At 62.1% G+C, this 20,518-nt stretch carries 22 protein-coding genes and 1 pseudogene; 14 read left to right on the top strand and 9 right to left on the bottom strand.

What is annotated here, in order from left to right:
- Nucleotides 1-261 precede the first annotated feature (261 nt).
- Nucleotides 262-606: a YhjD/YihY/BrkB family envelope integrity protein gene (locus tag QMG61_RS16430; protein WP_283495418.1), complete on the bottom strand. Its 345-nt coding sequence runs from the start codon at nt 604-606 to the stop codon at nt 262-264.
- On the bottom strand, nt 599-3,706 hold the full coding sequence (locus tag QMG61_RS16425) for a nidogen-like domain-containing protein (protein WP_283495417.1): 3,108 nt from the start codon (nt 3,704-3,706) through the stop codon (nt 599-601). Before QMG61_RS16425 ends, QMG61_RS16430 begins: the two co-directional genes overlap by 8 nt.
- An 869-nt stretch (nt 3,707-4,575) precedes the next feature.
- Between QMG61_RS16425 and QMG61_RS16420 the strand changes: the two genes are divergently transcribed.
- Entirely contained in the window at nt 4,576-4,980 is a 405-nt protein-coding gene (locus QMG61_RS16420; RefSeq protein WP_283495416.1) for a YdeI/OmpD-associated family protein, read from the top strand.
- 112 nt (nt 4,981-5,092) lie between these two features.
- On the opposite strand, the gene QMG61_RS16415 is transcribed toward QMG61_RS16420, so the two are convergent.
- Entirely contained in the window at nt 5,093-5,470 is a 378-nt protein-coding gene (locus tag QMG61_RS16415; RefSeq protein ID WP_283495415.1) for a hypothetical protein, read from the bottom strand.
- Between the two features lie 154 nt (nt 5,471-5,624).
- Nucleotides 5,625-6,092, bottom strand: coding sequence for a DUF2087 domain-containing protein (locus tag QMG61_RS16410; RefSeq protein ID WP_283495414.1), 468 nt, complete (start codon nt 6,090-6,092; stop codon nt 5,625-5,627).
- Nucleotides 6,093-6,191: 99 nt separating this feature from the next.
- Here QMG61_RS16410 and QMG61_RS16405 point away from each other — a divergent pair, with 99 nt between their 5' ends.
- From QMG61_RS16405 to QMG61_RS16370, 8 genes are all read left to right on the top strand, one after another.
- On the top strand, nt 6,192-6,662 hold the full coding sequence (locus tag QMG61_RS16405) for a GNAT family N-acetyltransferase (protein ID WP_283495413.1): 471 nt from the start codon (nt 6,192-6,194) through the stop codon (nt 6,660-6,662).
- Nucleotides 6,663-6,958: 296 nt separating this feature from the next.
- Nucleotides 6,959-7,228, top strand: a complete 270-nt coding sequence (locus tag QMG61_RS16400; protein ID WP_134172761.1) for a ribbon-helix-helix domain-containing protein — start codon at nt 6,959-6,961, stop codon at nt 7,226-7,228.
- Entirely contained in the window at nt 7,225-7,557 is a 333-nt protein-coding gene (locus tag QMG61_RS16395) for a type II toxin-antitoxin system RelE/ParE family toxin (protein ID WP_134172760.1), read from the top strand. Before QMG61_RS16400 ends, QMG61_RS16395 begins: the two co-directional genes overlap by 4 nt.
- Before the next feature lie 184 nt (nt 7,558-7,741).
- Nucleotides 7,742-8,515, top strand: coding sequence for a hypothetical protein (locus tag QMG61_RS16390; protein ID WP_283495412.1), 774 nt, complete (start codon nt 7,742-7,744; stop codon nt 8,513-8,515).
- Nucleotides 8,516-8,722: 207 nt separating this feature from the next.
- On the top strand, nt 8,723-9,070 hold the full coding sequence (locus QMG61_RS16385) for a GntR family transcriptional regulator (protein ID WP_283495411.1): 348 nt from the start codon (nt 8,723-8,725) through the stop codon (nt 9,068-9,070).
- 2 nt (nt 9,071-9,072) lie between these two features.
- Nucleotides 9,073-10,035: a hypothetical protein gene (locus tag QMG61_RS16380; protein ID WP_283495410.1), complete on the top strand. Its 963-nt coding sequence runs from the start codon at nt 9,073-9,075 to the stop codon at nt 10,033-10,035.
- Nucleotides 10,036-10,113: 78 nt separating this feature from the next.
- Nucleotides 10,114-10,722: an SRPBCC family protein gene (locus QMG61_RS16375; protein WP_283495409.1), complete on the top strand. Its 609-nt coding sequence runs from the start codon at nt 10,114-10,116 to the stop codon at nt 10,720-10,722.
- Nucleotides 10,719-11,387 carry a DUF4166 domain-containing protein gene (locus tag QMG61_RS16370; RefSeq protein WP_283495408.1) on the top strand — a complete coding sequence of 223 codons (669 nt, stop codon included), beginning with the start codon at nt 10,719-10,721 and terminating at the stop codon, nt 11,385-11,387. Before QMG61_RS16375 ends, QMG61_RS16370 begins: the two co-directional genes overlap by 4 nt.
- Before the next feature lie 1,173 nt (nt 11,388-12,560).
- Here the strand turns inward: QMG61_RS16370 and QMG61_RS16365 are convergent.
- Nucleotides 12,561-13,577 carry a DMT family transporter gene (locus tag QMG61_RS16365; RefSeq protein WP_283495407.1) on the bottom strand — a complete coding sequence of 339 codons (1,017 nt, stop codon included), beginning with the start codon at nt 13,575-13,577 and terminating at the stop codon, nt 12,561-12,563.
- An 89-nt stretch (nt 13,578-13,666) separates the two neighbouring features.
- On the opposite strand from QMG61_RS16365, the gene QMG61_RS16360 reads away from it, so the two are divergent.
- The gene (locus QMG61_RS16360; protein WP_283495406.1) at nt 13,667-14,545 is read left to right on the top strand and encodes a LysR family transcriptional regulator; all 879 of its coding nucleotides are present in this window, start codon (nt 13,667-13,669) and stop codon (nt 14,543-14,545) included.
- 131 nt (nt 14,546-14,676) lie between these two features.
- On the opposite strand, the gene QMG61_RS16355 is transcribed toward QMG61_RS16360, so the two are convergent.
- Entirely contained in the window at nt 14,677-15,168 is a 492-nt protein-coding gene (locus QMG61_RS16355) for a nitroreductase family deazaflavin-dependent oxidoreductase (protein ID WP_283495405.1), read from the bottom strand.
- Between the two features lie 4 nt (nt 15,169-15,172).
- Nucleotides 15,173-15,577, bottom strand: a complete 405-nt coding sequence (locus QMG61_RS16350) for a hypothetical protein (protein WP_283495404.1) — start codon at nt 15,575-15,577, stop codon at nt 15,173-15,175.
- Between QMG61_RS16350 and QMG61_RS16345 the strand changes: the two genes are divergently transcribed.
- Entirely contained in the window at nt 15,567-16,802 is a 1,236-nt protein-coding gene (locus tag QMG61_RS16345) for an MFS transporter (protein WP_283495403.1), read from the top strand. The two genes, QMG61_RS16350 and QMG61_RS16345, sit on opposite strands and share 11 nt — an antisense overlap.
- Nucleotides 16,803-16,814: 12 nt before the next feature.
- Here QMG61_RS16345 and QMG61_RS16340 read toward each other — a convergent pair whose 3' ends face one another.
- Together QMG61_RS16340 and QMG61_RS16335 are read right to left on the bottom strand one after the other, a co-directional pair.
- Nucleotides 16,815-17,183: an ArsR/SmtB family transcription factor gene (locus QMG61_RS16340; protein WP_283495402.1), complete on the bottom strand. Its 369-nt coding sequence runs from the start codon at nt 17,181-17,183 to the stop codon at nt 16,815-16,817.
- Nucleotides 17,184-17,335: 152 nt separating this feature from the next.
- Nucleotides 17,336-17,650 carry an ArsR/SmtB family transcription factor gene (locus QMG61_RS16335; RefSeq protein ID WP_283495401.1) on the bottom strand — a complete coding sequence of 105 codons (315 nt, stop codon included), beginning with the start codon at nt 17,648-17,650 and terminating at the stop codon, nt 17,336-17,338.
- 87 nt (nt 17,651-17,737) lie between these two features.
- On the opposite strand from QMG61_RS16335, the gene QMG61_RS16330 reads away from it, so the two are divergent.
- The 3 genes and pseudogenes from QMG61_RS16330 to QMG61_RS16320 form a co-directional block, all read left to right on the top strand.
- Nucleotides 17,738-18,790 carry an SDR family oxidoreductase gene (locus QMG61_RS16330; protein WP_283495400.1) on the top strand — a complete coding sequence of 351 codons (1,053 nt, stop codon included), beginning with the start codon at nt 17,738-17,740 and terminating at the stop codon, nt 18,788-18,790.
- Between the two features lie 185 nt (nt 18,791-18,975).
- Nucleotides 18,976-19,902, top strand: a complete 927-nt coding sequence (locus QMG61_RS16325) for a DUF1990 family protein (RefSeq protein WP_283495399.1) — start codon at nt 18,976-18,978, stop codon at nt 19,900-19,902.
- A 139-nt stretch (nt 19,903-20,041) separates the two neighbouring features.
- Nucleotides 20,042-20,518, top strand: a pseudogene (locus QMG61_RS16320) (hypothetical protein); the annotation flags it as partial.

Below are 20,518 nucleotides of genomic sequence, written 5' to 3'. Positions count from 1 at the left end.
TCGCACCAGAGGGAATCGAACGCCAGAAGCTCAAGTACGAACACCAGCGCTACGACGTCGAAACCCATGCGCGCCTCAGAAGCGATCCAACACCCGAGATCGAACTCTTCAAGACCCACTGAGGGTTCCCTTGTGACACGCGACGTGCCCCACCCTGGGATGGCGACTTTCGCGCTCGACCTGCGTCGCTGACCGTCCGGCTTGCGGGCGAATCATTCAGACACGCGTTCAGCGGAACGGTTGATCGGTAGCCACGCGCAGCTACGACGGCGGGAGCCGGGTGAAAAGGATGAAGTACAGCCAAACTGCCGCGAGAATGGTGCCGGCAGCTGCCCCGACAAGGGCTCGTCGCCACCAAGGGCGCACCCACGGTACCGCCACTATGGCGGCGAACAGGAGCACCCAGCTGACGGCCGCGGCGATGATCGCGATCGGTGCTGACGGCGACAGGAATCCTCCGGGGTCCCCCAGGCATTCGACAATTCCACAACGGTCGAGACGGGCGTAGGCGACGAGAATGAAACCGAGAGCGACGGCTAGCGGGATTGTCCAGACTAGATTTAGCGCGATCAGCTTGGATTTAATGGGCGGGCGTTTTTCAACCATTCTTGACCGTCACCTTGCCGGACATTGCGAAGCAGCCGCTGTCGACAACTGCATTCAGGGTCGCGGTTCCGTTGATGGTTACACGGCCCGGCGTCTTCAGCACAAGCGAGACGAGGTCGTCGGTGTTGGTGTTTGCGGAGAATTTGATGCTGTTGGCCGACGAGCAGGCGCTAGCCCCCGGCACTACTATGCTGACCAGGTGCGCGGCTCCGTCGGCAGAAACGAAGCGCGCTCCATTAACTGTCTCGAAGGAATCCGCGTAGACCGTGAGGTCTCCCTTCAGGTCCACGGTCATTCCTTGCAGCTTGATCGCCGCACAGTTCGTTGCCGACTTCCGCCCGTCTATCAGAGTGTTGCCCGGCACTGTTGTGCGGATGCCATTCACGCTTGAGTTCCAGGATGCCATGGTGCATCCAGGGGTTGATGTAAGAGCCGGTGACCAGGACGGGGCAGAGTTTGCGCGCGCGGTAGAGTTCATCCAATTCGCCCATGTAGTCGGAGCGAACCCAGGCCATTCGCTGGCGTCGTAGGTTGCGACCTCGCGAGATGGGATCGAGACGGCGGCGGCGGTGGCGTTCTCAGCGATTAGTCCGCCCACGATTCCAGCCGACTTCAGGTAGGAAGCCGTCTTTCCATCGATGCTGATGAAGGCTCCCGTGGCGGTGATGTCCCCGGCGACTCGCGCGGTCGACTGCATCTTCACATCGCCACCAGCAATAACTGCTCCGCCAACCTTTGCCAGTGAGTCCATCGACACAGTTCCGCCGGCGATCACCTTCCCGTCGATCGTGCAGTTGTTGGTCAAGTACACCTTCCCCGTTGCGGTGAGAGCTCCGGCGATGTGGACATCAGAATTGCAGTTGACGTCTCCATCGATCGAGACGTCTCCCTTTGCGATGTTGAGTTGATTTGTCAGTGTCGTAGTGGAGTGGGACGTGACGGCCGCATGGCTTGGCTCGACGGCGGTGTTTGCGATTCCGAACCCTTGTCCGCCCTTGTCGTCAGTTACAACGAGCGAGGCACGATACTTGCCCGGCTCGGTGAATGTGTGGGTGACCCGCTGTCCGTCGATGCTTTCACCATCGCCAAAGTCCCAGGTGTACGCGGTGACCCTTCCGTCAGAGTCGGTCGATCTGCTGGCATCGAATGTGAATGTGTCTCCGCTCCCGGTGACGGTGATGGCGGCGGACGGCAATTTGTTGATCGGTTGCTCGTCGTAAGCGTCGAGCGTCACAGGTTCGCCGTTCTCTGCGACATCAAGGCCGTACAGCTCGACTGTCCATTCGCCAGGCTCTGGGTCGGTGACCTGGTAATACTCCGACGTCGGGCCCGTGCCATGATCGGCGCCGTGTGGGGCGTCCCTCGAATAGACGACTCCGGATGGTGAGATAAGAGTGGTTTTGACGTCGCTTCCGGGCCATCCGACGTTTACCGTGAAATCCTTGCCCTGGACCGTGAATTTCTTGGATATGGTCTGTTGCGGGAGGATCGCGATCGTCGGATCTACGATTCCGAGTTGGTCGTCAATGCGGTCGGCGATGAGCTGGTGACCCAACTTGTTTGGATGATACGACTCGCTGTCTGCGGCCCAAATGGCGCCCTTGACGCCGTTCATGGCCTCTTCGTCGGTGCACATTTCGTGCCCTGCGTTCGATGTTGCAGTGTTCACGTGTTCGAATCCGGCCATCCGCGCCGCCGTCCCTATGGCGGCGTCCGCACGATCAACGCCTGCGTTCATCCACATCTGGTCGGAGGAGCGGAAGATCCAGCCGCAGCTTTTACGGGCACCTTTCTCAGGGAAAAAGTGCGGATACGAAACGACGACTACCCGGGCGTAAGGGGCTTTCGCCCGGATGAGTCGATACAGGTCGACTAGATCCTGGTGAATCGTTCCGGATTCGAGGGACGTGAGCTGGTCCTCGAGATCAGTGCCGAGTTTGTCCTCGCACGAGTCAAAGGTAAAGGTCGATAGCTTGACGCACTCTGCCACGAAGTCGCTGAAGCCGAGGTCATTGCCGACGATGCCGACCGTGACAAGGCGGGTTGTCGGATCCAGTCCGCTGATCTGTGACGACCCGTCATTCCAAGGCGGTCCCGTCGGATCGCTGTCCTGCAACATATCTGCGATCTTCGCGCCGGAGCAAGCCCTGAAGTCAAGAGTTAGCTGGACTACTTGCGAGCTGACCAGGAGTCCGGGGTAGGCCGACTCAGATCGATGACATTGATTTACACCCTCGATGTCGGTGCCGGTGATGTAATCCTTTGTACCTTCACCACTCTGATAGGAATCGCCGAGTGCCACGTATTTGTTGACAAGAGCTCCTCCGGTACGGACCGCGAAAACGTATCGTCCCGGAACTGTGCTGCCTAACTTCCCGTGAGTAAGTCCGTTCTCAGCGGTGTCGAGGAATGCACCCGGTCTACCTGATCCCGAGAACTCGGTGACGCTGCCTGGCTGCCCTGTCCCGCTGGTGAAACCGGCTCTTGCAGATACGCCCCCAAACCCATTAGATCCGCCGCTCGCGTCGCCCGTCTCCCAGCTGATTCTGTCGTAGTTGAAAACGATGTCGAAGGCCCCAGCCCCCTTGTCGCTGCGCGACACCAGCAAGAGCTGGAAGGAGTTCAGCTTGTCAAAATGGTTACTGAAGTAACCGACATTCACCCAATTGACGCAAAATGCAGCGTGACCCTCGTAGATGGTTTCGCCGTACCCGTACTGGACAGGCGTCGACCCGCTGCCGCCAGTGTCAACGTCGGCGAAGAACGGTGCGATGATCGGCATGCTCGCATCGGCCAACCCAAAAGGCGTATAGGTGCTCATCGGGGACCCGAAGGAAACGTTTCCATTGTTGTTCACGTAAAGACTCGAGTAGGTTTCGCCGTAGAAGTCGACTGAGAACGGCAGCCCTATCAGCGACGTGGAGTTATCGTCGTTCCGGGGAAGTGTGTTCGCCGCGCACTCGGCCGCAGCAACTATCGAGTCGTCGGCCGCCTGAGCGGGCGGCGACAGCGCAGAACTCGCCAATATCGCGCCGAGCACTGTACCAACAACGAGGGCCCTTCTTCGGCCTAACCACATTCCCCGACTTGCATGCATCATTGCGTCTTCCCCCCGAACGATTGGTGAGAGCATATCGAGGTGGCTGTCGCATGCAGTACCCCCAGAACGCGGTGGGACACCAGGCGGCGTCCACTGAACGGTCGGTATTTCTTGACGCGTGCTTGCTGGTGACGGAATCCCGATAGCCCCAAAAACAACCAACTTGGGTTCGCGAGCGATTCGAATGACGCCCATCGATTGAATGACCACCCTTCGACGCGGGCCGCGCGTCTGAACCAACAATTCGAACAAGGCGAACTAGCCAGCCGGCGGGACGGCGGGCGGGGAGCCCCGCCCAGAGAGTACAGGTAGTCGACCCTCCTCGACTGCCTGACTTCAAGTCAGTTATGTCCCGTAGAGGGTTCGGCTTACGGGCGGCCGAACCGGTCGAAACGTGGCCTTGAGCGCCCTCTCGCGAGGGCGGAAAGTACCGTCCGCTGATCGTCCGGCTTGCGGGCGCTGCTGACGTCTTCTGAGTTGGCGTCGTGGAAGGATGACCGCATGGAGAATTCACAGCTCAGCGGGTTGAGCGTTTTCGCTTCTGGCGTGTGGCCGGTCGAAATCTCGGCTGGTAAACGCATCAACGCAGTTCACCGGGTGCCGGTAAGGGCGTCGGTTGACGTTGCTACCGGCGAGGTACGGTTTCACGTCGACTCGGAGGGTATCGATATCCTTCGACGCGACTCCGACCAACGCTGAGCGCAATCCTTGGTCGGTCTCCGGTTGTCACCGCGAAACGTTGCGCCGTCCGACCTTCCCCTACTGGACCGGTCGGCGCCATACGGGGTTCGAAATCAATTCCCGTGGAGAGATAGGAGGCCTCCGTGGTCTCTGGGGCACTACCAGAGGTCGCTGCTATCGTCGGCGTCATGGACGAGCGATCTGACCAGAACGCCAATTTTTTGGACCAAGTATTGACTGCGGAGATCGTCCACGATGGATTACCCGTGGTCGCTTTCGAAAACCGGGAAGCGCTTCGCGGCTGGCTCCAACGGGAACACGCTCGTTCATCCGGGATCTGGGTTCAGCTCGCACGATCTGGTGCACCACTTCGCAGCATCAGCTTTCATGACCTCCTGGAGGAAGGTCTGTGCTTTGGCTGGAGCGAGTCAATGCGACACCGGGGCGACACACAGACGTTTCTCCAGAAGTTCACGCCACGCCGAACCCGGGGAACCAAATCGGAACGCAACAAGCGGCTGTTTGAAATGCTCAAGGCTCAAGGATTGATGACGACAGCGGGCGAAGCCGCAATGGGAAATGCTCTCCGCTGAGGGCCGCTTATCGTTCCCTTGCGGTCCCTGGTCTTGATCAGCAACCGCTCCCCCGTTTCGCGCAAGACCCGTGCCGGGAAACGTCCGACTATCGAACGCTGTGGGCTGGGCTTCAGTGTGGTTGGGTCCCGGTTGTTCGGGATTGGCGCCATTCGATGAGAGCTAGCGCTCCAGCCGTCGCAACGGCCACGACGACAGCGAGTCCGGCAACGCCGATCAGACCCGGCGGGTTCCCTACGGCCAGGGTTGCGAGGAATGTGGACACGCCTGCAACTGCAACTCGCCCAAACCGGCTTGTGCGCACCAGGCGAGCGGGGACGAATCCGATGGCTGAGCCCACGAGGCCGATTCCGCTGGCCAGAGCAAGGCCAAAGGCCAGAAACGACGCGTCGTCGCCCGATGCGATCACCACAACGATGACGTAAAGGTCGGCGGCGACGACTCCCGCTGCGGTCACAGGGATCATGCTCATCCAAGCTGGGCGGTTCATGCCAGTAGCCGACGGTATTTCGCCGGCGCCAACACCATCGAACACCCGCTGAGGGCCAACACGACAAGTACAACCATGCGGTGAGTCTCGCAGGTCTCTCCCCTGCAGACGTTGGAATCGCTCCAGCGATCCGTAAGGGGTCCGGCTTCCGTGGTTAGCGCTGCCGGACTTCGTACACCGCGCCGTCCGGCGTGCGCATGAGAGTTTCGGCATCGACGAGGTACCGGCGAAGAGTCACGACATCGTCGGCAACCAGCGCGAGGCGGTCGCCAAGCTCGCGTTCCGTCATCCTTTGCCCTGCCGGGAGCGCCCCGGCGACCCACTCAAGCAGTTCGTGGCGAAGTGACGGTTTCGCGGGGTACTGCTCGATTCGCCCATTCCGAATGAAGCGATCGATGCCTTCACGACGCACCTCAGGTTCAATCGCCAACAGTTCGTTGAACACGGCGGTGACGGCGTTCCCCTCTTGATCAAGGAGGCCGGCATCACGCAGAGCGGTGACGGCCTTTGCACGTTTGACGTCCGACAGGTCTGCAGAAGAGTCGAGGACCGTGGCAGCCCAGACAGCTCGGCGGTCAGGATTAGCGAGTGCTGCGATGATCCGGCGCCATTCATTCGTCATGCGCCAATTGTGTTGCCCGGCATCACACGGCACAAATCAGCCGTTGCCGGGTCATTGCTCGAATTGCGGTTTGGCTACCGGCAACTGGATACTTACCGGATGGAGACGAAGATCCGCACAGCGACGGAACTAGATTTGGCGGCTTTCAGGTACGTAGGGTTCGCAACATGGCCCTCCACATACGAGCCCGTCGCTGGCGCTGAATACGTCGTCGAGAATCTAGACACGTGGTGGAGTCGCGAAGCCCTCCTCCCATCGATCGCGGCCAACGACTGTCTTGTGGCGACTCACCGAAACGACATTGTGGGAGTGAGCGAAGTGGGTGTGCTTGGCGACGACCTCGTCATGTGGAAGCTCTACGTCCTTCCGCAATGGCAAGGCCAAGGCGTCGGCAAGCAACTTCTTCAAGCCGTCGTCCGACTTGCGGAAGAACGAAACCGACCACTCGTCACGGAATACGTCGCCGCAAATACTCCGGCCGGCACCTTTTATGCATCGCAGGGGTTCGAAGCGGAATCGGTGCCATCTAATCCGCTGGATTCAATCTGGATGCGTCTTCGGGCGAGTTAGCGGTCACAGTGCGTTAGACGTTCGGCTTCTGACGGTCACAAAACTTCAGCCTGCGGAATGTCCCACAGCTTGTGGGACATTTGTCCAACGGCTTGTTGGACAATTGCGCGAGGGCTCGACAGACACGCCGACAGTACGTTCCCGCTGACCGTTCCTGTAACGGGCCATCGGCCAAGGGATTGGCCGTTGCCAGGGGCGAGTGCGGTTCATCCTTCTCCCGAATTCACTTCAAAAGCGCAACCGTATTCGGATAGGATTTAGTCCTACCGACACCGACACCGACACTGGGAGCGACCATGCGCACGACACGGCAACTGAGCATCACCCTTCCGAACGAGATGGCCGACGCCTTGCGCCAGCGAGTGAGTTCAGGTGCGTACGCAAGTGAGAGCGAAGTCATCCGAGACGGATTGCGCACCTTGTTCGCACGAGACCAGGTGCTCGAATCCTGGCTTCGCGAGGAGGTTGTCAGCGCCTATGACGCGCTCGTGGCTGATCCCTCCGCCGTGGTCAGCGCCGATGACGTGCGTGCGCGGCTTTCAGCGAAGCACGCCGACCAGCAGTGACCCACTATCGGGTCGTATTCCGGCGCGAAGCACTGCAACAACTCGAGGACCTCTACGACTTCATCGCCGACGCCGGCTCTCCCGCCAACGCTGCGGGCTTCGCTGAATCGATTGTCACTTTCTGCGAAGCCCTGTCCGATTTCCCCTATCGCGGTGTGGCGCGGGAAGACCTCCGCCCAGGGTTGCGGACGATTGGCTTTCGGAAACGGGTCGTGATCGCCTTTGTTGTCCTAGAGGAGACCGTGGCCATCATCGGCGTTTTCTACGGCGGTCGCGACCACGAGCAGATTCTCCTCGACAGCAACGAGCGCGCAGATCCGCCCGTTTGAGGTTCCCAAATGCCACTCCCCCGAGACTTCGGAACTTCAGCGAATTGGCGCCGGATGTGCGTCCGTGAAGGCCCGACGGGCTGACCGTCACCCTCACCTCGCGGGACCGGATTGCGGTCAGGGAAAGTGGAGGACGGGATGGCCGCGGCGCGTCGCCGCTAAGATTCGCCACAGGGGGTGCTCTATGGGCAGAATCGCAACGGTGTGCGGCGCGGCGGGGGTGCTGGTGCTCCTGGCCGGCTGCACGGCAGGGGTCGGCGGCGCCGGGCCCTCCGCTCCGACGCCGGGTTCGTCGCACGTTGACACAGCAACGGACCGGTCGGCGCCCACGGCACCGATCGGCACCATCGGCAGCGGAACATTCACCTCCGACGACGGCGTGACGGGCACGGTGCGCTTCGACTCCGACGGTCAGCTCCTCAAGCTGTCGCTGCACGATCTGGTTCTGCCCACGCAGACCCAGGTGGATGCGATGGCGGCAGTTCGGCCGCTCCCCGCCGGGCGGACCTGCTTCGACAGCGGCCCGCGCATGAGCTTCGGCCCCGCCGGGGCCGGCACCAGCGCCCAGGAGGGGCAAGAGCTGCGCTTCGTCGGGGGCGACCCCACCGGCATTGATCAGGTCATTCTCACGACACCGTACGGCTTGGCCGTCGACGGGGATTGCCTGGCCACCATCGTTGCCCGTGCCGACATCAAGTGGACGTTCGCGCCGCTGCGTCCCGACCTCCGCGCCACCGATTCCGGCGAAACCGGTGGTGCTCGCGGCATCGTCGAGACGCGCGACGGCGCATCCGTTGCGTATGTCGTCGCTCCGGGCGATCTCATCGAGGAAGTCGCCGCCCGGTTGCGCATCACGGTCGACGACATCGGCTACCTCAACACGGTTCGGCTGCCCGAACCCCAACAGGCCATCCTGCACGACGGCGAGCGGCTCAACCTCCTCGTCGCCAACCGCTGAGCCGCAACTCGTCCGCCCCGCTTGTCGGATGCGGGCGGCGTCGAGGTGCCACTTGGTGCCCTCTCGGTGCGGCGCTTTGCCGGCGCTCAGGCGGCTTCTTCTGGCAGGTCGGGCAGGGCGATCGACAAAGAAGACGCCTCTGCCCCGACGCGGGTTCCCAACTGGCACCCGGAGTGAGTGCCGCATTGTTCTATTAGTCTGTAGAACATGTTGTTTCGGGTGGATCATGCGTCCACGGTTTCGCTTGCGGAGCAGATCGCTGTTCAAGTACGCGCTGCGATCCTCAATGATGAGCTCAAGCCCGGCGAGCGTCTTCCGCCCGCGCGCGAGTTGGCCACTGCGTTGAGGGTCAATATGCACACCGTTCTCCGCGCCTACGGCGAGCTACGCGATGAACGGATCATCGAGATGCGCCAAGGCCGTGGAGCCTGGGTCCGCCAGGACATCGAACCCGGTTTCGTGCGGTTGACCGAACTCGCCGAACAGTTCCTCACTGAAGCACGGAAACTGGGACTGTCCCAGCCGGAGATCCGTCGACTGATTGAAGGAATCTAGCTATGGATGCACGCAGTTCCGACCGGGCACGCGCGCGTGACGTCATCGCTGCGGTCACGCTCTGGGTGCCTCTCGCCGTGGTCGTCACGACCTGGCTTCTCTGGCGCGAGATGCTTCCGACCGAACTGCCACGGCAGTGGAACAGCGATGGGGTCAGTTCGACCTGGCCGACGGGGTTCGCGATCGTTCTCTTTGCCGTGGTGTGCTTCGCTTCGGCCTTCATCGCGACCTTCGCGCTCCGTCACCGCGCGGCCGCCGGTCGCCGCAAAACATTCCTGTGGAGCGGGTTCGTGGCCGGCCTCGCGTGCGGATCCTGGCTAATGGTTGCCGGATCAATAATCACCTCGGGAACCAGCACCGAACCGCACGTCGGTGCGTGGCCCCTCCTTCTCATGGCGTTGATGGGGTACGGCCTCATCCCCTTCCTGATCGCGCATCGGTGGGTGAACGCTGAACCAGAGCAGCCCCCAGTGGAGGTCGTGCTTGCGCCGACAGAGACCGGTGCCTGGATCACAACCGTCTCGGTCCCCGTGTTCGCGATCGTGAGCCTAACGATGCTCGCCGCCGCAGTGACCATGCTCTTTTTCTCGGCCCGTGACGACGTGGCTGGAGCAGACATCCTTGGTGCGGTGGTCTTATTCGCTCTGGTTGTCCCCATGCTGGCGTTCGCACGACTTCGAATCAGCGTGGACTGGCGCGGGCTGAAAGTCGTCACCTGGATGCTGGGCATCACACTGAAAACAATCCCACTCAACGAGATCGAGTCCGTGCACACCGACGCCCTGGAACCCATGCAATGGGGCGGCTGGGGCTACCGATTCATGCCCGGCCGGTCGGCGATCATTCTTCGAACGGGACCTGGCGTCGTTGTCAACCTCACCAACGGCGGGCAGTTCGCGCTCTCCCTCAACTCCCCCGAGACTCCCGCAGCGCTCCTGACAACACTTAGCGCGCCCGCAGAGTAACTGCGCCCGCCCAAGGTTGTAATCGGACACGCGTGTCAGGGCCGGCTCAAAGCCGGGGCGGTGTAGCAAGCTGGCCTCATGGGCGACAAGGCGATCTATGTGGAGATCGAGATCAAAGCCAACGCCGACCGAGTATGGCAACTCACACAAGACCCAGCTCAGCATCCGCGCTGGGATCTCCGATTCAGCAGCATCACACCCGTCGCCGAACTGCCGACCGGGGGCAACCGTTTCGTCTACCAGCGGCGCACGCTCCTCCACACGATCACGGGAACGGGTACCTCTCTGGGAGAGCGACAACGACCAGACGGAACACGCACCTCGGCGCTTCGGTTTACGACCAGCGACAGGGTGTCGCCGCTCCGGGCAGGTCGGGGCTACTGGCGTTACCTTCCCACGGCAACCGGGACGACCTTCATCACCGGCTTCAACTATGAGCCCGGTTGGGGTCGATTGGTCGACAGGGTAGTCATGCGCCGCCTCATCGGTTGGATAACGGCGTGGAGCTTTGACCGTCTACGGATCTGGGCTGAAACGGGCACCCCACCGGAGCGGTGGCCCCTGGCATCCGTGCTTGCGTTCTGGCGACCGACCCGGCCCAAAGCCTCCCGATGCCGGCGAACCCCGAGGAATGGAAACGCAATGACTCAGGCCCCCGTGACTCTGCACACCTTGGAGGCCCCGTGACGTCGATATTTCAGCACGCACTGGGTGCTGACTTCGACCGTTTGCACCCCATGTTGCAGCGTCGTTTCGGGGTCGGACTCGATGCCGGCTACGGGTGCATCGGTCGCGGGACGATGGCGCACATCAGGCGCGGACCCTGGTGGACGATACCGTTCCTGCGCATCGGGAGGATCCGTAACATCCTCATCCCCGATCTGGGCACGAATGTGCCGTTCACCGTCGAGAACTATCCATACCGTGACCCCTTCGGCCGGGAAACCATCACGTTCGTGCGCGAATACCGGGTCCGCCGCAGGCCAAGCCGGTTCGATGCGACCATGATCCTGTGTGACGGCAAGATACTCGATTACTTGGGCACTCATCAGCATCTGGCTGTCGACCTGGACCTGTCGGTCGAACGGGACGGATCACTTCGCTTGCGCTCTGATGCCCAGCGCTTCTACGAGGGTCCCCTCGCGTTTCGATTTCCTATGCTCTTCAGTGGCCGCGCCGATCTGCACGAGTCGTTCGATGACGCTGAGAACGTCTATCGAATTCGACTCGAGGTGCGAAACGATATCTTCGGGTTCCTCTTTGGCTACGAAGGCGAATTCACGTGCGACTTCGTCCCAGCATCCGACGCACCGGACCGGCTCAAGCCGCGCCGCCATGAACGGCGCGTTTAGGCAAACTTCTGCTTACCTGGAATTCCGCGGCCATGTTCAAACTCCGCCGTAAGGGGTTCGTCTTGCGAGCTGCTTCGGACTGGCCAAGCAATCGACGGCGTATTGCCCCGAACGACCACGCGGTCGTAGGCTCGCGCTAAGTAGGGCACTCAGGTGTCCGCGAATCGAGGGGTGGTCGACATGGAATTCAGTGCTCTTTTTTGGTGGAACTTCTGGGTGGTAGTCCAGGTTCTCGTTGTGGTTGGGGTCGCCGTGGCTCTGGGGCTTTTCATCCGCTGGGGACGGCGCAAGAGCGCCATTCTTGCGGCGAGCCAACCCACGGACGGTCACAGGCCCGCTGCCGGTAAGTAGGGAGTGCAAGTCCCCGCAGGGGGTTCCCAATTGGGACCAGACGAGAGCACCACGCCACTCCCCCGTTTCGCGCAAACCGCGTTCCAGGAGTCGTCCGACTTGCGGGCATGCGATGTGATCGAATTCCGACCTCGTGGCTCTTACCAATGCGCGAAATCACGCAGCGTCATCGGTGAGGGGTGCTGTCCACAGATAGTCTCGCAAGATGGTGACGAAAAGTCGGACGATACATGTTCGTGATGTTTTGGCTGCGGGGACAGTCTACGTCCCATTCCTCGTCTTGATGGCGACCTGGGCATTGTGGGCAAATAGGCTTCCGGCGAACGTTACGCTTCGCAACGATCTGAGCAGCCTCAACGCTGCTGTCCTTCCAATGTGGCTTATCGCCGTTGGACTCGGCATCGTCCTCCTCGGGGTCAGCTTCGCTGCTGTGACTTTGGTGCCGGAGGGCCCTAACGACGCACAAAGTCGGCGAGTTCCTCTGTTTTGGTGTGGCGCGGTCGCTGGAGCCGCATGCACGATATGGATTTCTCAGTCGTGGGCGGCAATGAGTCCAGACCTCTCGGGTCCCTCTCGCTTCAACGCGATTGCCGGCTTTGCGACCATCGCATCAGGGCTCTACGGACTGCTCCCACTCTTCATCGCAAGCCGTCCGTCGCGCGGGCCTCACGACTCTGAACAGACGGCAGAGGGCCAACCGTCAGAAAGCGCTTCTTGAGGGCGTGCTACAGGCGAAGGTCGAAATCCTATTTCGTACGCAAGCCGTTCGGCTAGCGGCCACGACGTCGCACTTGGACGCCCGGATCAGTGAGGTCTGCGAATTCACCGGTGCGCTGGTGGCGAGGTCAGACTCGAGTCGTCTTCTGTTTGTCTTCTGCTGGGCTTTTTTGCTCGGGAATCACGAGGTAGCCGGAGCCGTCCCTGGCTGACAAGGATCGCGACGACGACGATGATTCCGCCGAGGATTTGATTCCAGAGAATCGTTTCTCCGAGGACCAGAACGCCGAGGATCACGCCGCCGATCGGGGTGAGGTAGGTGACGGTGGAGGCGTTCGTGGCACCCCAGGCGTTGATGACGTTGGTGTACCAGATGTAGGCGATACCCGTTCCGATGCCACCGAGGACGATCACGCTTACGGCGATGCCGGGTGTGATCGAGATGGGGGTCATTCCGATGAATGGCGTGAGCAGCAGGATGAGGACCGCTCCTGCCCCGATCTGCGCTGCGGAGACGGTGACGGCGTCATACGGGTATCCGCGCAGAAACCGCCGGGTATAGGAGAAGCCGAGGCCGTAACACGTGGTTCCGCCCAGGCAGGCCAACTGAGCCCAGAAGAACATGTCGCCGGACGCGTCGGCGACGGCAGTCCAGGGGGCCGCGACGAGCAGGACTCCGCCGGCGGCCACAAACAGGCCGGCGGTCTTGATCCTGGTGAGTCGTTCGTCGGGGAGGATGGCCAGCGCGACGAGCATCGTGACAATGGGTGTGGTCGCGTTGTAGATGCTGGAGAGGCCAGAGGGCAGGTATTGCGCTGCCCACGAGAACAGCAGGAATGGGGCCACGCACATGATTGCGCCGATCGCCGTGAGGTGGCTCCAGACTCGCAGGCCGCGGGGCCAGCGCCGACGGGTGGCCAGCATGATGCCGGCGAGGACGAGCGCTCCGAAGAGTAGCCGCCCGAGCACGAGTTGCGCTGGGGAGAGTCCCTCCACGGCGACCTTGATGAATAGGAAACTCGCCCCCCAGACCGCGGCCGCCCCCAGGTATTGCGCTCCGAGGGCCAGACCCCGTCCATTCAGCGATGCAGATCCTGTGTTCATGCCCATGCTCATGCTCATGCTTCTCCGTTCGTCCCCGTCAGTCTCGGCTAGGCTCCGGGCATGAATCAAATGAATCTCACGCATCCCGGCATGTGCGAAATTGATCCATGTTGGTGACCTTGCGGCAGTTGGACGTCCTGGTCTCGGTGGTGGACGAAGGGGGTTTCGGGGCTGCGGCTGATTCCTTGCGGATGAGCCAGTCCGCCGTCTCGCACTCCCTGGCCGCACTGGAGTCAGTGACGGGGGCACCGCTCGTTGTTCGGGGGCCGGCAATCGCGACGACACCGCTGGGTGACGCGGTTCTCGCGCACGCCCGAAGCGTCCTTGCGAGCGTGCGGGCTCTCGAAGCAACCGTCGACCTCCACCGCCATGGTGCTGCGAGGGGCACCGTTCGCCTCGCGGCTGGTGTGACGGCGTCTCATCGCCTCGTCCCCGAACTCCTCAGCCGCTGGCGTGCGGAGTTGCCCGGGCTCGACGTGCGCCTGTTCGAGGGCAGTGACGATGAACTCCAGACCTGGCTCGACACGGGAGCGGTGGATGCCGCCGTGCTCACCGACCCCGACCCGATCCCTCACGGAGCCGTCGTCCTCGCTCGTGACGACTTCCGTGCCGTTCTCCGCGCCGACCACCCGCTCGCCGGCGAGACGCGCATCAGCCTCTGCGATCTCGCCGATGACCCGATGTTGGCCTCAGCCAGTGGCTGTGAGCCTCAGATCATGACGATGCACGCCATGGCAGGCTTTCCCTACGTCCCAGCACAAAGGGTTCACGAGACCACGACTCTGCTCGGCATGATCGAGGCCGGCCTGGGAGTGGCGATCATGCCCGCCCTGGCCCTCACCATGCTCACCGACAACCTGGTCATGGTCGAACTCGACCAACACCTCGAGCGCACCCTCGTCTTCACCGGCCCGCCAGGCCGCCCGTGGCACCCCAGCGTCGAACGCATGCGTGATGTTGCGGAGGCGGCCACGAGGCCAGGGTGAGCTCCACCGTGTCCGCAAACGCGCGTGTCCCGTATCGGGTTCCCTTGCGAACCTTGGGCGCCATCAGTAGCCGCTTCCCCGTTTCGCGCAAGACGCGTGCCGGCAGACGTCCGGCTTACGGTCACACTGTGTCATCGCCACCGCGATGTGCGCCGCCGTTCGGCTGGGCGAATTTCGAATACCGGGTATGCGGCCGCGACAGCTTCGAAGTCCGCGAGCGGGGCGTCCTTGTCGACCGGGATATGTGGCCGGCCCCCTGGTGCGCGCCGAAGGTAGTTCTTGATGATGAGCGCCCGGAGATTCACGTCGACCATGGTCAGAACGACGTCCCGCCTTCTGCCCGCACGAATGACGGCGTGGCCGTCTGCGGCGAGCACGTTGCGCACCCAGCGGGCGCCCTGGCCGAGCATTGAGACGACGTAGCGCCGACCGTCGACTTTGGCCGTCACGAGGGGAAGGGCGAGCCTGGTGCCGGACTTGGGGTTGACGGTGTCAAGGCGAATCAACCACCATCCCGTAAGGCCGGCCGCCGCGAGGCGGGCCATCGTGCGATTGGCTCGCATGGCGGATGCTCCGGGTCGGCCGCCCAGGTACATCTCCCGGTGGCGTTCATTGAATCCCATGACGTCAAGTATCCGCCGTGTCGACCAAGCCAATGTCGAGTGCCAGTCCGTCCGAGTCCGCGGGGTACTCGCGGTGGCGAGGCATCGATATCGGTTCGGCCCAATTGCGCGCGAGCAACCAGTAGGCGCCGGCTGGCACCAGAACCGTGAGCACCGGGACAAGTGCCGCCCACAGGGCCACGGAATCCTGGCGGTCCTCCAGACGCGGCATGGCGACAGCCGCGGCGACGAAGGCCAAGGTTGCGGTCGCAGTCAGCTCGCCGGCGCCGAGATTCACGCACTTGCGCCGCAGTGTTTCTCGCCATTTTGGGCAATGGTACGCATTCGAGCGTACCGGTTCGAGTTTTTTCGCAGCATGCTGTGTTCGATAAAACTCGTACAACGGATCTGAGGCCCCAATGAACATCATCGAGGAAGAATCACCTGCCTCCGCCCCCGGGCTCACAGACAACCGGCCGCAGCTGCCGATGCTGCTGGCGGCATCACTGGTTACCGCGGTCTTTGCGCTCTCGAATTCACCGACCCCGCTCTACGTGCGGTGGCAGGCGCAGCTCGGATTCTCGGACGGCACCCTGACGCTGATCTTTGCCGCGTACATTGCCGGACTGCTCTTGACCCTGCTGGTCGCCGGTCAACTGGCCGACCGGTTTGGACGCAAACCTGTGCTCATCCCCGGCCTAACGCTGGCGATTGCGGCGTGCACTCTGTTCGCTGTCGCCGACTCCGTCACGGTCCTGGTCCTTGCGCGGTTTCTGACCGGTATCTCCGTCGGCGTCATCGTCTCGGCCGGAATCGCCGCCGTGGTCGACGTGGGTGGACCCACTCGCCGGCGTCAAGCATCGCTGACCGCGTCGGTGGCCATGGTGCTGGGCGCCGGCCTCGGCCCGCTGCTCGGCGGGCTGTTCGCTCAGATTCTGGCAGCACCAATCGTGCCGCTCTTTCTGACCGAGCTGGTCATCTTGGTGGCCGCCCTCATCGTGGCCATCGCACTGCCCCTCAAACAGCACCATGTGCGCGCCAGCGAATCCGCCCGGGAGGGGCGCACCTGGCGGCTCCCCCGGGTTCCCCGTGAATACCGGATGCATGTGGGCCTCGGCATCGCCGTGTTCGCCCCGGGAATCACCGCAACGTCATTCGTGCTCTCACTCGGCCCCTCGTTGCTGTCAACGCTGCTGAACATCACCAGCCCACTTATCGCCGGCGGCATGGCCTGCGCGATGTTCCTGGCCGCGACCGGTGTTCAGTTGACGGTCGGTCGGCTGCGGGTGCGCACAATCTTCATGCTGGGCAGCGTCGTCACAATTGCCTCGATGCTTTCCCTGGCCGTGGCGGTCAACGCTTCACTGTCGGGGTTTCTGGTCGCTGCCGCGTTGCTGGCCGGCGCCGGGCAGGGGCTCGGTCAACTCGGCGGGCTCACCCTGATCGGTGCGCACATTCCAGGCCATCTGCGGGCCGAGGCGAACTCCGTGCTCAACATTGGCGGGTACATCCCGGCCGGGTTGATTCCGGTGGCGACCGGCTTTCTGGTGGACGCCATCGGTCTCGCCCGCGGGGCCTCCGGTTTCGCGATCATTCTGGTCGCGGCCGCTACGACCGCTCTCGTCTACGTTCACCGCCGGCTCGAGCGCGACTAGCGTGCGCGTGGGTCAGGGAGTCCAGGCGACGACGAGCTCGAGCAGACCGGGAAAGCGGGCGTTGAGGTCATCGGTGCGAACTCGGCTGCGACGCTCGAGCCCGTACTGGCGCTGGCGAATGAGCCCGGCCGCGCGCAGCGCCTTGAAGTGGTGGGTGAGCGATGACTTGGGCCGATCGAATCCAAACCAGCCACACGTGTGATCAAAGGACTCGGACTCCAGCAGCAGACGCTGGATGATCGTCAACCGAAGCGGTTCGGAGAGAGCACCAAAGACGGCCTCCAGCCGGATCGACTGGGTCGCCGGTTCGGGGAGAGGCTCAGGCAGAAAATCGGGCTCTCCGAAGACATCCGCTGGGAATGTGGCCGACACACGTGACATGGACGCAGCCTACCATCAGTACGATAAAACTCGAACAAATATCTGGCCTATTGAGAGGATGCGCGTTCTCGTCATTGTCGCTCACCCCCACCTCGCCGTGTCCCGGACGACGCCTGACTCGGAAGAACGCCTTCTCAGCCTTCTCTGGATGGTTAGAGCTGGCTCGTCATGACGCGGCCGAGGGCCGCGATACGTGGTTCATTTCGGCTGTAGTGCGTCCAGGGACCGATTCGGATACTGGTCACGAGTCCCGCGCGCTGGAGAACCGCCATGAACTGAGACGCCGTCGACTGCGACACATTTGCCCGCGCCTGGATGTGCTTCAGGCACACTCCGACTTCTTCCGCCGGCTGGTCTTGCGGCGGGAATGACTGCGGTTCTTTCAACCATCGCAGGATAGCCAGCCGCGTCGGGTGGCTCAGCGCTTTGAACGCCTGCACGACATCGTCTTCGGATAACACGTCCATGCAACTCAGCATATCGTAAATTTGCAATTTCCCGATGTTAGGATACTCTCTAAATCGCAAAACCACGATATGACGATAGGGGCGGGCATGAGTACACGAACTGCATTGGTGGCAGGAGCACGTGGCGTGATCGGGGGAAACCTCATCAATCACCTCCAGGAAGAGGGCGGCTGGAACATCATCGGACTGTCACGACGCGGCGGTGAAGACTCCGGCAGAGTCAGACATATCGCTGTCGACCTTCTCGACACGCAAGACACCACCGACAAACTCAGCGCCCTTTCGGACGTGACTCACGTGTTCTATGCGGCGTATCAGGATCGTCCGAGCTGGGCGGAACTTGTGCCGCCCAACCTCGCCATGCTCGTCAACACGATTGATGCGATCGAACCGGTCGCGACCGGACTCGAACACGTCAGCCTGATGCAGGGGTACAAGGTGTACGGTGCGCACCTGGGCCCGTTCTCCTCGCCGGCGAAGGAAACCGATCCGCCCCACATGCCGCCCGAATTCAACGTGGATCAGCAACAGTTCCTCGAATCCCGTCAGAACGGCAAGGCGTGGACCTGGTCCGCCTTGCGCCCCTCCGTTGTGTGCGGGATCGGGTTGGGCAACCCGATGAACCTGGCAATGGTGATCGCCATCTACGCCTCGATCAGTAAAGAACTCGGCATCCCGCTGCGCTTCCCCGGAAAGCCTGGCGCGTATAACAGTCTGATCGAAATGACCGACGCCGGAGTGCTCGCGAAGGCGACCGTGTGGGCGGCCACCAACCCCGACACGGTCAACCAGGCGTTCAACATCACGAACGGCGACATCTTCCGTTGGAGCAGCATGTGGCCGAAGATCGCAGCGTTCTTCGGCATCGAGGTGGCACCGCCTCTACCCATGTCCTTGACTGACATCATGGCCGACAAGAAGGACCTCTGGGATCGAATGGTCACCCGGCACGGACTCCAGACGACGCCCTACGCCGATGTCTCATCCTGGCCGTTCGGCGACTTCGTCTTCGCGTGGGATTACGACGTTCTCGCCGACGGGTCAAAGGCTCGGCGCGCGGGATTCCACGAATACGTCGAAACGGAGAGCATGTTCATGAAAATCTTCACCGATCTCCGAGACCAGCGCATCATTCCCTGACAGATTGTGCCCGTTGAGGGTTCCGCTACGGGCACCCTGTAAAGCCGAAAGCACCCTCGATCACGCTGTGGTGAGGAACTGAAATACCGCCCGATGATCGTCCCGCTACGGGTCTCTCAATCATGTTTCTGCGGTGCGCTGATTCATCCTGCGCCCGATGTCAGCACACCTGACAGAATTGGTGGATGGCCAGCTCGTTCTCCCTCGTCACACGCACGACTGCGCCGATAGAGGACCTTTTCGATATCTCTCTGAACATCGACCAGCACGTGGCCTCGATGGATCAATCGCGCGAGAGTGCGATCGGAGGCATCACCGACGGGTCGATCACTCTCGGTGAGTCCGTGACTTGGCGCGCAAGGCACTTCGGGGTCTGGTTTACGATGACATCACAGATCACCAGCCTTGAGCGACCGGTGCGTTTCGTTGACGAACAAGTCCGAGGACCGTTCCGTTCGTTCCACCACGAGCACTCCTTCACTCGGGAAGGCAAGACCAGCGTCATGGTTGACTCGCTGACGATCGGCTCTCCGGTCTTCGGGAAGTTGGCTGAACGCGTCGTACTCGTTCCCTACCTTCGCAGGCTCATTCGCCAGCGTAATCACCGCCTCCTCACCGCACTGAATGCCGCACCCGGCACTGAACCGCAGTCATCCATATGGCCGGTCGACGAGGCGAGCGCACTCCATCGCTCCGAAACAACAGCACTCATAGGGCGAGGAGGCGAGACCTGGGAGCGCGCCTCTCGCGATGTTCTCCGATGGAAGGTGAAGACCCGCAGCGGCTTCACCGTCGATGTCCCGCAACGCGTATCGCCAGACACGAGGTTGATGATCACGGCTCGGGTCTTCGGCATCATGATCCGAGAGCCCGTCCAGGTGGCGACCGTCATCGAGACCGCATCGCGGGTCGGATTCTCCTATCGAACGCTTCCGGGGCATCCTGTCAGCGGGGAGGAAGCATTCATCGTGCACCGAGACGGCGACGACGTGTTCCTCACCATCCGATCACTCACGGCACCGGCATCTAAGCAACCTTGGCGGGCTCTCTACCCGTTCCTTCGAATCGTCCAGATCGTCGCACGCCGCCGGTACCTTCGATCCCTCCACTAACACGGCCTCTGAAGCTGGATCCTCCGGAGTCACTATCCCGTTGAGGGTTCCGCTTTCGGATGGGCAGTGCGAGCGCGAATCGGTGGCGCTCAGTTGGCCACGGCCGGGTGACGAGGTGCTCTTCTGGCAAGCTGTGGTGATGACCGGGGATACACGCGTCGTCCAATCAAATGATCCACGAGCGCAGGAACTGACCCAGGCCGGCTATGTCGTTGTCGGCGAGTCGTGGGGAGCGCGACTGCGTCTCAGTGATCCGCCCGATCTTTGGAGACAGGCCGCGGCCGTCGCCGCGGCAACCGCACAGGGTTTCACCATCCAGGAGCTCGACGCCAGCTGGGCACCTCAGGTCGCCGCGCTCGAAGCACTCAACTATGACGACTATCCCTTCACACCGGCGACGGCCGTGCCGCGACGCAGCGAGGCCGACATGCTCGGCCTGTGGACATCCGGTTACCGGTTATTCGGCGCAAACCACGACGGGCTGCTCGCTGCCGTCACCGTCATTAATCAGGATGCGGGCCGCGGTGAAACTGAGTTCACCTCTGTCCACCCCTCCTACCGCCGCATTGGGCTCGCCATTGCCGTCAAGGGTGCATCGATTACAGCCTTGGCAGCA

This window comes from Cryobacterium sp. PH31-AA6 (genome assembly GCF_030063195.1).
GTDB lineage: Bacteria > Actinomycetota > Actinomycetes > Actinomycetales > Microbacteriaceae > Cryobacterium.
This window is presented reverse-complemented; position numbering and strand designations above follow the sequence as displayed.